Source organism: Planktotalea sp., from assembly GCF_018607965.1.
Lineage (GTDB): Bacteria > Pseudomonadota > Alphaproteobacteria > Rhodobacterales > Rhodobacteraceae > Planktotalea.
On record NZ_JABBAM010000138.1, the window covers coordinates 1 to 11,164 of the forward strand.

Annotated in this window: 12 protein-coding genes; 8 read left to right on the forward strand and 4 right to left on the reverse strand. The window is 50.9% G+C overall.

The genetic code is table 11. The annotated features are described in order from the left end of the window. From QZ279_RS12600 to QZ279_RS12610, 3 genes are all read right to left on the reverse strand, one after another. The coding region (locus QZ279_RS12600) for an FAD-dependent oxidoreductase (RefSeq protein WP_293451392.1) at positions 1 to 1,328 on the reverse strand (1,328 nt) is incomplete at its 3' end. 125 nt (positions 1,329 to 1,453) lie between these two features. Next, the gene (locus tag QZ279_RS12605; RefSeq protein ID WP_293451394.1) at positions 1,454 to 2,491 is read right to left on the reverse strand and encodes a lipocalin-like domain-containing protein; all 1,038 of its coding nucleotides are present in this window, start codon (positions 2,489 to 2,491) and stop codon (positions 1,454 to 1,456) included. Positions 2,492 to 2,580: 89 nt separating this feature from the next. Beyond that, positions 2,581 to 4,179, reverse strand: a complete 1,599-nt coding sequence (locus tag QZ279_RS12610) for a phosphoenolpyruvate carboxykinase (protein ID WP_293451396.1) — start codon at positions 4,177 to 4,179, stop codon at positions 2,581 to 2,583. Between the two features lie 376 nt (positions 4,180 to 4,555). Between QZ279_RS12610 and QZ279_RS12615 the strand changes: the two genes are divergently transcribed. The 7 genes from QZ279_RS12615 to QZ279_RS12645 all read left to right on the forward strand — a co-directional run bounded on the left by QZ279_RS12615 (position 4,556) and on the right by QZ279_RS12645 (position 9,966). Continuing rightward, a complete protein-coding gene (locus tag QZ279_RS12615) occupies positions 4,556 to 5,257 on the forward strand; it encodes a response regulator transcription factor (protein ID WP_293451398.1) in 702 nt (233 codons plus the stop codon). Continuing rightward, positions 5,257 to 6,975, forward strand: coding sequence for a sensor histidine kinase (locus QZ279_RS12620; RefSeq protein ID WP_293451400.1), 1,719 nt, complete (start codon positions 5,257 to 5,259; stop codon positions 6,973 to 6,975). The genes QZ279_RS12615 and QZ279_RS12620 overlap by 1 nt, the downstream gene beginning before the upstream one ends. A gap of 6 nt (positions 6,976 to 6,981) precedes the next feature. Then, entirely contained in the window at positions 6,982 to 7,407 is a 426-nt protein-coding gene (locus tag QZ279_RS12625) for an HPr kinase/phosphatase C-terminal domain-containing protein (RefSeq protein ID WP_293451402.1), read from the forward strand. A 15-nt stretch (positions 7,408 to 7,422) separates the two neighbouring features. Continuing rightward, positions 7,423 to 8,316 (forward strand): RNase adapter RapZ, encoded by an 894-nt coding sequence (gene rapZ / locus QZ279_RS12630; protein WP_293451404.1) that lies wholly within the window; start codon positions 7,423 to 7,425, stop codon positions 8,314 to 8,316. A 28-nt stretch (positions 8,317 to 8,344) separates the two neighbouring features. After that, positions 8,345 to 8,737, forward strand: coding sequence for a PTS fructose transporter subunit IIA (locus tag QZ279_RS12635; protein ID WP_293451406.1), 393 nt, complete (start codon positions 8,345 to 8,347; stop codon positions 8,735 to 8,737). A gap of 17 nt (positions 8,738 to 8,754) precedes the next feature. After that, positions 8,755 to 9,033: an HPr family phosphocarrier protein gene (locus QZ279_RS12640; protein WP_293451408.1), complete on the forward strand. Its 279-nt coding sequence runs from the start codon at positions 8,755 to 8,757 to the stop codon at positions 9,031 to 9,033. A 78-nt stretch (positions 9,034 to 9,111) separates the two neighbouring features. Next, positions 9,112 to 9,966, forward strand: coding sequence for a lysophospholipid acyltransferase family protein (locus tag QZ279_RS12645; protein ID WP_293451410.1), 855 nt, complete (start codon positions 9,112 to 9,114; stop codon positions 9,964 to 9,966). A 4-nt stretch (positions 9,967 to 9,970) separates the two neighbouring features. Here the strand turns inward: QZ279_RS12645 and QZ279_RS12650 are convergent, their stop codons facing one another. Then, a complete protein-coding gene (locus tag QZ279_RS12650) occupies positions 9,971 to 10,846 on the reverse strand; it encodes a 3-hydroxybutyryl-CoA dehydrogenase (protein WP_293451412.1) in 876 nt (291 codons plus the stop codon). Positions 10,847 to 11,001: 155 nt separating this feature from the next. Between QZ279_RS12650 and QZ279_RS12655 the strand changes: the two genes are divergently transcribed. Further along, the coding region (locus QZ279_RS12655) for a DUF6473 family protein (RefSeq protein WP_293451414.1) at positions 11,002 to 11,164 on the forward strand (163 nt) is incomplete at its 3' end.

Below are 11,164 nucleotides of genomic sequence, written 5' to 3' on the forward strand. Positions count from 1 at the left end.
CTCAAGACCTGACGCAGATCCCCCATTTGCAAAAGTGCAGCATCATCCCCTAGGATTTTAACAACGTCCGTACGCTCTGCTCCGATGTGTTCGAACGCGGCATTCACCAAAGCGCCGCGGCCAACCTTTGAACCACAGCCCGCACAAATTGGCCCGCTATGTGTTTCTAAACCTAGGGTGTGCTCAAACGGTAATTCAGCCCCCACCATAGGCTTCAAACCCTCAAACTGTCGCATAAATTTGCGATCAATCTGATCCTTCCAGCGCCACATTATGCGCCCTGACAGCGCAATGCCCCGCTTTTCAGCAAGGGCTTCTTGCCCCCCGAGTGAGATCAACTTCAGATAGTCAGATTGGGGATGGTATTCCTTCATCGACCCGCCCGTCAGAGCAGCGCGCAGATTGTGGAATAACACAGGTGCTTCGCGAACTGCGAAAACACCTGCCTTAGGACGCGGTGCATGGCTAAGATGTGCGCAATCTCCGACGGCAAAAATACTTGGATCAGTTTCGCTTTGCAAAGTCGGCAGAACTCGAACGTAACCGTTTTCCAAAGGTAGCCCTAAGTTGGTCAGCCATTCATACGCACGCGTCCCTGCGGCCCCTAAAGTCAAACCGGATGGAATTTCTTCCCGCCCTTCAATTTCTACATGATTTGCGCAGACACGCAAAACATTTGCATGCTCTATCAGATCAACATCCAAGGAGGTTAGCGCGGTCAGAACTCTACGACGTGCCTGATCGCCCAGGCGGCTCAAAGCCTCTGAACGATCTATCAACGACACTTGTGCGGACCGCCCCAAAGCGCGCAAATGATGCGCTGCCGCCATTGCAACTTCTGCACCAGCAACACCAGCCCCTAAAACAGCTACCTGTGCTGGGCCTGTTTCGTGACAAAACCCATCCCAAATGCGTGCGAAATCATCCAATGGCTTTGCAGGAACTGCGTATTCTGCAAATCCCTCTAATTCAGGCATTCCAGATGTAATCCCAATATCGATGGAACAAACATCATATGCGATAGGGGGACGCCCTTCGATAATCACGTGCTTGTTTGCGCGATCAATATGGCTTGCCTTGCCCAAGATAACCCGCACACCTGCCGCGCGCGCCAATCGGACCAAATCAATATAAAGTTCGTCGCTGCTATAGTGCCCTGCAACAAACCCTGGCAGCATCCCGCTATATGGTGCGCTGGGCGCGGGGTTGATCAACGTCAGACGCGCGCCTGCCAAAGGCTTCATCGCCCACATCTTAAGCAAAAGCGCATGTGAATGCCCACCGCCTATCAGCACTAAATCGCGCGTCAAAGTGAAATCAGTTTTCATGTGAATGTGCTACACGTACAGACCAAGATGTGCCACCAACGATATCGTCACACTCTCGCGATCACGCCCCAGCTTCCCTTTTCCAAAAATATACCGGGGGCGCGCACAGCGCGGGGGCAGAGCCCCTAATATCCTGTCATCTCAAGATAACCGCGCCCGGAATGAGATCCTTCAATCGAAATCGGCCCCTCCCAATATGGCACTGACGTTTCCATCCATGCTTGCGTGTTCAGCGCGCTGACGGTTAACTCAACACCCTTATCAGGCAAACTCAGCGCCCAAGTCGTTGGAACCTTACGTTGTGCAACCTCTGACCACTCCAACGCTTTCGCCTGAAACGCACCATTTGGCATTGGTAAGGAAATTCCGTCCGCATCGATCCAAGTGGACGATGTGTAATCGGCCCCCCCATCCGATCGAAGAACAAAACCCATCATGCGCGCGCCGCCATCGAAGCTAAGGGAAAACCAGTTCCACCCAGTTTGATCTGCGGCCAAGGGCTGGGATGACCACTCGCGGTCCATCCAGGCATCCCCAGTGACAGCGATATTGCCTTCAGGTAGCGACAAAATACCCTCAACTTCATAGAACGGTTGCGAATAGTAATAACTGGCCTGACCTGCCGATGATTTAACTGAGAAACCGCCATCGCCCTGCAAGACGAGAGGGCCTTGGGCCAGCAAATTCATATCGTATGAAAAATCAATCCCGTTTGCGGTCATTTTCAAGGTGTTCAGATCTTGCGTACCATGCATATGCCATTCGTCTATCCATGCTTCGAACCCGTCCTTGATCGAAACACCCGCTTGGCCGATGCCTCCGCGCGCTAAGCGTTCTGTCACGAAATGTGCAAAGGGGGTCGTGACCGCAGCGTGTCCCATCCAAAGTTGTGTACTGTTCCAGCCCGCCGCATCTTTCGGGGCAAGAGCCGAACGAAACAAAGTCCATTGCAAACCATAAGGGGTTCCATCCTCAGCGCTTAGGTTTGCTGTTAAATACCACCACTCAATTCTGAAATCTGGGTGCGGACCGTGATCGCGGGGAAAGGAAAGGGACGTGCCGCGTTCAGGTACAGCAAAGCTTGCCGCATCAGAGCCGAGGCCAGAAAATCCTTGGGCCAGTGACACGCTTGGCAAGAACAAAAGAAGTAATATCCATTTCATATCCGATAACTTAAGGCACGGATCACAAAAAGAAACGCCCCAGTTTTAAACTTGGGGCGTTTTGAAAAATTCAGGACATACGAGAGCGCTTAGCCGATTGCTGCGGCTTTCACGTCGTCGTCAATATAGGGAAGATATTGTTTGAAATTGTCTGCAAACATTTGCACCAGCTTGGCGGCTTGGCGATCATAAGCTGCGGTGTCGTCCCATGTGCGGCTTGGGTTCAAAAGAACTTCTGCCACGCCGTTTGCTTCCACAGGGACATCAAATCCAAAGTTTGCGTCTTTGCGGAAATCCACCTTTGAGAGCGATCCATCCAAAGCAGCCGTTAGCAATGCTCGCGTCGCGCGGATCGGCATACGCGATCCTGTCCCGTATGCACCGCCCGTCCAGCCCGTGTTCACCAGCCAACAGGTTGCGCCATGTTCCGCGATCTTTTCTTTCAGCAAGTTGCCGTAAACTTCTGGACGGCGTGGCATGAAAGGCGCTCCAAAACACGTTGAGAAGGTTGGCTGTGGCTCGGTCACGCCGCGCTCTGTGCCCGCAACCTTCGCGGTAAAACCGGATAGGAAATGATACATCGCTTGCGCCGGAGTGAGGCGCGCAATGGGGGGCAGAACGCCGAACGCATCGCAGGTTAACATGATGATATTCTTCGGGTGCCCACCCAGCGCGGTGTCTGAAGCATTGGAGATATAGTGTAACGGGTAGGCGCAACGCATGTTAGCGGTCAGGCTATCATCGTCGAAGTCCAGCTCTTTAGTCTCAAGATCATAGATCATGTTCTCGATCACAGTCCCGAACTTGCTGGTCGTCGCGTAAATTTCTGGTTCGGCTCCTGGGTTCAGATTGATGGTCTTTGCATAGCAGCCACCTTCAAAGTTGAACGTGCCTTTATCAGACCACCCATGTTCGTCGTCGCCAATCAATGTGCGCGCAGGATCGGCGGACAAGGTTGTCTTGCCCGTCCCGGAAAGGCCAAAGAAAACGGCCGTATCGACTGGATTCCCTTTTGCATGGTTCGCTGAACAATGCATTGGCATGATGCCCTTTTCAGGCAGCAAGTAGTTCAACAATGAGAAGACGGATTTCTTGTTCTCGCCCGCATATTCCGTTCCGCCGATTAGGATCAACTTCTTTTCAAAGTTCATTGCGATCACTGTTTCAGAGCGACAGTTGTGGCGCGCAGGATCTGCCTGAAAGCTTGGGCAGTTGATGACGGTAAAGTCTGCGACAAAATCATCCAAGATATCGCGCTCAGGACGGCGCAGCATCGTGCGGATGAACAGACCATGCCATGCGAGTTCAGTGACAACACGCACATCGATTGAATGCGCGGGGTCCGCACCACCAACCAGATCTTGCACATAGTAGTCGCGCCCTTTCATGTGCTGTAGCATGTCTGTATGCAGCGCATCAAAGCCTTCGATCGACATTTCGCGGTTGTTTTCCCACCAGATTTTGTCAGCCACATCAGGTGTTTTCACGACGTGTTTGTCGTTTGGCGAACGCCCTGTAAATTTTCCAGTGGTCACAAGGAACGCTCCACCGTTACCCAGTTCGCCTTCGCCGTTTTTCAGCGCAACCTCGACCAATGCAGGCTCCATCAGGTTATAATAGACTGATCCAAGTTCTGTGATGCCTTGATCTTCGAGCTTGAAAGAAGGGTTTACCCGTCCAGTTGTCATATTAAACTCCTGTCGCCGCGGTAGCGCGACCTGCTTTAACTTACAGCCAAACGCAGCGCGTTTTCGGGCTGACGGGACCACTTTGGCGCTCCGATATCAGTTCTTAACATGATGATTTATCGCGTGAACAGGACGCTTTGGCACAGTTAGCGCAACCATCCAAAGTTTCGTGTTTTCAGGGGTGATCTAGGTGGGGCGTGACACATCAAGTGGCCAACGCCTTTGGTTGTGTTGATCTTAAAGTAACTAATTTAGGTGCCAAATAAGGCACACATTTACTGCTGATTCGCGGTCTGGGATTGATCTGTGTAGAGAAACACGCGATTCATTGTGAAAAAAATAAACTGGTAATTGAGCAGTACAGAAGGAAACAGGCATGTCGAAAATTGCGTTGGTGGACGACGACGGTAATATCCTGACGTCGGCCTCGATGACTCTAGAAGCCGAAGGCTTTGAAGTTGAAATTTATAATGATGGTCAAACGGCACTGGATGCGTTCAATCGCAAATTGCCAGATAAGGCTGTTCTAGACATCAAAATGTCGCGCATGGACGGAATGGACTTGCTGCAACGCTTGCGTCAGAAAACGTCTATGCCAGTCATCTTTCTTACGTCTAAAGACGATGAAATTGATGAGGTTCTCGGTCTGCGTATGGGGGCGGATGACTACGTAAAGAAACCTTTTTCCCAGCGTTTGCTCGTTGAACGTATCCGCGCTCTTTTGCGTCGTCAGGATACTCTTGACGGTGTCGTCGTACCCGAAACGGGCGAAAACAAGGTGATCGAACGCGGCGAACTTGTCATGAATCCATTGCGCCACGCTGTGAAATGGAAGGGCAAAGACGTTACGCTTACCGTAACAGAATTTTTGCTCCTACAGGCACTCGCGCAGCGTCCAGGGTTTGTTAAAAGCCGTGATCAACTGATCGATGTCGCGTACGACGATCAAGTTTATGTTGATGACCGTACAATCGACAGCCACATCAAGCGCCTGCGCAAGAAGATGCGTTCCGTGGATGAAGAGTTTTCTGCCATCGAGACACTGTATGGCATTGGCTACCGGTACAACGAAGAATAATGGCGCTCGTTGAACGCATAACGCCTAGGCGCGCTCCACGAGCGCGCCAAGAGATGGACGTGGTTCTGGGCGATGATTGGATCGCGCCAGATAGCACCGTTGAAAAAGAAGCGCGCGATCGGCGCGCGCGTCGTGGATTGTTATCTTTGAAACGGTCTCCTTTGACTCGCAAGATCATTACCTTCAATCTGATTGCGCTGAACATCTTAGTGGCAGGAATTCTTTACCTGAATTCGTCGCGCGACAGTCTTGCATCCCAGCGTGCTGCATCCCTCGTGGGTGAAGTCGAACTGGTCGCAGACGTTTTCGAAGCTCAGATCGCTATTGATGACGCGTCGGGCCTTGCAGAGTCAGATGAAGACATAAAATCTACCCTTGGCGCACTGGATCTTCGCAACTCTGTGCAAGTTTTTGTTTTTGGGCCCGAAGGCGGGTTGGTCGCCAATGCGACTGGCAGCACAGCGAACTTAAATGCAGAACTTGGTTCCGAACGAGGCACAACGATTATCGTCGACGCTTTGTCCAATTTTTGGGACTTAACGACATCGCCATTCGACAACAACGAACCCATTCAGGTGCCATCCCTTGAAGAGCAGTTGAATGATTTGGTTGCTCAATCTTCTAGTGGCGAAACGGTTGTTGGTAAGGGTTTGAATTCTGTGGGCGGTGCGATTTTCACTGTTACAACTCCTATTATGGTTAACGGTCAAAGCGTCGGTACAGTTGCTTTGGCAAGTGCGGCAGGCGAAATTGACCAGCTTGTAAAAAGCGAACGTGAACGCGTGTTGCAAATGTTCTTGATTGCGACGTTGGTTTCCATTGGACTTAGCCTTGTTTTGGCATCAACAATTTCGAACCCGTTATCTGATCTTGCGATGGCTGCTGAAGTCGGACGACGCAATGATAGAGGCAAAGTCAGCCCTGCGCGTATTCGCATTCCCGTTCTAACAGCGCGCCCCGATGAAATTGGACGTCTGTCCGGTGCGCTGCGCGGCATGGTTGCTGCACTTTATGATCGTATTGACAGTAACGAACAATTCGCAGCCGATGTTGCGCATGAGATTAAAAACCCCTTGGCTTCTTTAAGTTCTGCTGTTGGTACAATGCGTGTGGCTAAGCGGGACGATCAACGTGAAAAGCTGTTGCAAGTCATTGAACATGACGTGCGCCGCTTGGACCGCCTTGTTAGTGATATTTCAAACGCATCCAGACTTGATAGTGAATTGGTCAAAGAAGAGAAAGAATCCTTCGATCTGCAACACATGGTCGGGAATTTGACTGAATATCTTGGCCAACAAGCGCAGGAACAAGGGATCGAATTCATTTCAGATTTGCCCGCCAATCCTATCATGATCTCTGGTCTTGAGGGACGTCTAGCGCAGGTGTGTGTGAACCTAATCACCAACGCAACCAGCTTTTGTGAAGATGGTGATGCGATCCGCGTTTGGGCGCGCCAGCGTGAAAATCGTGTGCTTGTTGTTGTTGAAGACACCGGTCTGGGCATCCCTGAGCAAGCGTTGAGCAAAGTTTTTAAACGCTTCTATTCAGAGCGTCCGGAGGGACAATTTGGGAATAACTCTGGGCTTGGCTTGGCTATTTCCAAGCAGATCGTTGAAGCACATGGTGGTGTGATCTGGGCGGAAAATATCCGTCCAACGGCAGCAGATGTTACGTCCGAACCACTCGGTGCGCGCTTCGTTGTCGGTTTGCCGATTTAATCCGAAATGCAAGGCGCACATCTCCATGCAACTACAATTGCTTGGAACGGCAAAGCGGCGTTAATTTGTGGCGTTTCTGGCAGTGGAAAAAGCAGCCTTGCGCTTCATCTTATGGCGCTTGGTTGCGATCTGATTGCAGACGATCAAACGGAAATCACACCCGAAGATTGCCGGCTGATGGCACGATGCCCCAGCGCGATCAAAGGTCAAATCGAGGCACGTGGATTCGGTATTTTGACGTCGATTCCAAAGGATCAAGCGAATGTCGTATGCGTGATTGATCTGGATATTCAGGAAACGGAACGTTTACCTGTCGAAAAGGTTAGAACGTTATGCGGAATTGATGTGAGGGTTTTTCACAAAACCGAGATGGGTGTTTTGCCTTTTGCGATTTTGCAATATCTTAAGGCTACGAACGCCATAGAAACCTGAATGAGTCTTTAAGAAATGTCTGCAAGTGCGCAACTGCAAATCGAAAAACAACGCTTGGTGCTTGTCACAGGGCCGTCAGGTGCAGGACGTTCCACAGCGATAAACGCGCTAGAAGACTTGGGCTATGAATCGATAGATAACCTACCGCTTTCTTTATTGCCGAGGTTGCTTCAAGGACCAGCGCATGACCGGCCATTGGCGCTTGGGTTGGACACGCGTAACCGAGAGTTTTCGACAATAGCCCTGATGGACGCGATCGCCGAACTGTCTTTACAAACGTCGTTTGATTTTGATGTGCTCTACCTCGATTGCTCCGATGACGTTTTGTTGCGCCGCTTCTCGGAAACACGTCGGCGTCATCCAATGGCAGGTTCTGAGGATCCGCTGCGCGGGATCGCACGTGAAAAACAAATGCTGGCTGTTGTGCGCGCGCGCGCCGATATTTTGATTGATAGCTCTGATTTGAGCCCACACAACATGCGTGCAGAGATGACCGCGCTCTTCTCACTTGAGCGAGAACAGGGACTTGCGGTGTCCTTGCACTCATTTTCATATAAACGTGGCCTGCCTCGGTCTGCAGATATGGTTTTGGATTGTCGTTTTTTGCGCAACCCACATTGGGAACTTGCGTTGCGCCCGTTAACTGGGCGCGACATGGATGTAGCGCAGTACGTTAGTGAAGATCCGCGTTATAACACGTTTTTCACGCAGGTCAGCACATTGTGCGGTTCGCTTTTGCCAGCATACCTTGAAGAAGGTAAGTCAAATTTTTCTATTGCGTTTGGTTGTACTGGCGGGCGACATCGATCTGTTGTCGTGACGGAAGCAATTGCGCAGGTGCTTGCACAAGCCGGCTGGCAAGTGTCATGTAGGCACCGAGAGCTGGATCGCGTGACAAGCGCAATTTGATGCGAACTTTAATCGTTAGGTTTTGAATTTGATTGGGATTGTTATTGTAGCACATGGCGGCCTCGCGCGGGAATATCTCGCTGCGATTGAGCATGTTGTGGGGGTGCAAGTTGGCATTCAAGCTATTGCAATCGAATCTGACCACGATCGCCAATCCAAAGAGCATGAAATTTGCACGGCTGCAGAAGCGGTGGATGTGGGTGGTGGTGTCGTGGTTGTAACCGATATGTTTGGCGGTTCGCCTTCAAACCTGTCATTGCGCGCATGCCAACCTGATGGGCGTCGCATCCTTTATGGCGCAAACCTGCCAATGCTCGTGAAGCTTGCCAAAAGCCGCAATCTATCGGTGGGCGATGCAGTACGGGCTGCGATGGATGCTGGACGTAAGTATATTGACAGCCAGAATATTTCAAATACTTGAATTAAGGGTGAAAATCGATGTCTGAGATTGTGAATAAGACCCTTAAAATCATAAACGAAAAGGGCCTTCATGCGCGTGCGTCCGCAAAATTGGTAGAGGTCGTGGAGGCGTTCGATGCAACAGCAGAAGTTAGCCGCGACGGCATGAGTGCGCTTGGGGACAGCATAATGGGGCTTTTGATGTTGGCTGCGTCTAAAGGGACCAGTATTGACGTGGTAACAAGCGGCCCTGATGCACTTGCACTTGCCGATGCGTTGGACGCTTTAGTTGCTGACCGTTTCGGAGAAGACTGCTAGAATTCTGCAAACTGCAATACACGAAAACAGTAAAACACAGGTTTGATCATGGTTGACAGAGCGCAAACACCCACGACTATGACGGCATCTAACGTAGGGCCTAGCGAACCTGCGCCCTACGACAAGCGCAAGTTGTCTTACGCTAATACGTTCACAAACCCTTGGAAATCCATGACAATTCGCGTTATGGAATGGCTTACTGGTAAGATCCCATTGATCCGGCTCGTGCGCCGTTTCGAACGCGATGGCGCTGCGGATGGTCAAGATTTTTGGTCACAAGCCTTGGGCCACATGGGAATCGAGCTGCAAACGCCACAAGAGCAAATTGCTAACATTCCAGCCAAGGGCCCTGTGATTATTGTTGCGAACCACCCTCATGGTTTGGTGGATGGCATGATCTTGGCAGAATTGATCGGACGTGTGCGCACGGACTACCAAATTTTGACGCGGTCTTTGCTGACGGGTGTCAGCGAAATCGAAGAGTTTATGATCCCAGTGCCTTTCCCACATGAAGAAAATGCACGTGAGCAAAGCCTTGATATGCGGCGACGTGCGATGGATTATCTAACGAACGGCGGCGTGATTGTTCTATTCCCATCGGGTGTCGTGGCCTGTTCGGAAACTTGGTTTGGCCCCGCGATTGAAAAAAATTGGAACCCGTTCACGGCGAAGATGATTCAACGATCAGGCGCGACGGTCGTACCGATCCACTTCCCGGGGCAAAACAGTCGAACGTACCAGATTGCGAACCGTATTTCGTCGACGTTGCGGCAGGGTTTGTTGATCCATGAAGTCATGCACGCCTGTGGAAAGCCGCAAAAACCGATCGTTGGAGCGCCCATTCCTAAAGAAACGCTTAAGGAATGGTCCAGTAATCCGAGAGGTTTTGTTGCTTGGCTACGGGATCACACGATGGCGTTAGGTAAAAAGTAATGCTCTATCGTGTTGGGACCGGTACGTCGCCGCGGTAGTCATAAAATCCACGACCGACTTTGCGTCCCAGCCAACCGGCCTCCACATACTTTGTCAAAAGCGGGCAAGGGCGGTATTTTGTGTCCGCCAAGCCGTCGTGCAGAACATTCATAATCGCAAGACACGTATCAAGGCCGATGAAATCTGCGAGCTCTAGTGGCCCCATTGGATGATTGGCGCCCAGCTTCAAAGATTGATCGATAGAATGAACAGATCCGACACCCTCATAGAGCGTGTAAACAGCTTCGTTTATCATCGGCATTAGAATGCGGTTAACGATAAACGCTGGAAAATCTTCAGCGGATGCGGCCGTTTTATCAAGGCGTTCAACTACTTTGAGGCAGGCATCATAGGTCGGCTGATCCGTCGCAATCCCACGGATCAGCTCAACAAGCTGCATCAATGGAACTGGGTTCATAAAATGGAAGCCCATGAAACGTTCGGGGCGATCCGTCGCGGCAGCAAGGCGCGTGATCGAAATGGAAGAGGTGTTCGAGGTTAGAATCGTATGGTCTGCCAAGTGGGGAATGAGAGCCGCGAAAATTTTATGTTTAATTTCTTCGCGTTCTGTCGCGGCCTCGATCACGAGATCTGTTTGGCCAAGCTCGGTTAACTCAAGCGTCGTATTGATCCGCGCCATTGCGTCGGCCTTTTCAAGGGCACTGACCGCACCTTTTTGCACTTGGCGTTCGATGTTTTTATCGATCCTTGCAATTGCGGCTTCTAGTGCTTTACCATTGATATCATTCAGCAAAACGTCATAGCCAGCCAATGCCAAGACATGTGCGATGCCATTACCCATCTGTCCGGCGCCAACAACTCCGATGTGCTTGATATCCATGTGGGTCTCCTAATCAATCTGTCTGACAATAGGCCGCCGGAACGTGGCTCTGCAAGAGCGGCTTGAGCAAGTTTATCTCAAGTTTGCACTTTAGCAATTTGTTTAGGGAATCAATGCAACGTCCGGATTGGGTGAGATTTATGAGATGGGTAGTGATGTCCTATGGTGGAACGGGTTCAAATGGTCTGGACTACGAAATATGTGAATATGAAGGGTCGCGCTTGAAATTTAGGGGGCCAAAGTATGACCTTAGCGAACCCTACGTTGCGTTCCTTGGAACGACAGAGACATTTGGAAAATTCGTCGAACGACCGTTCC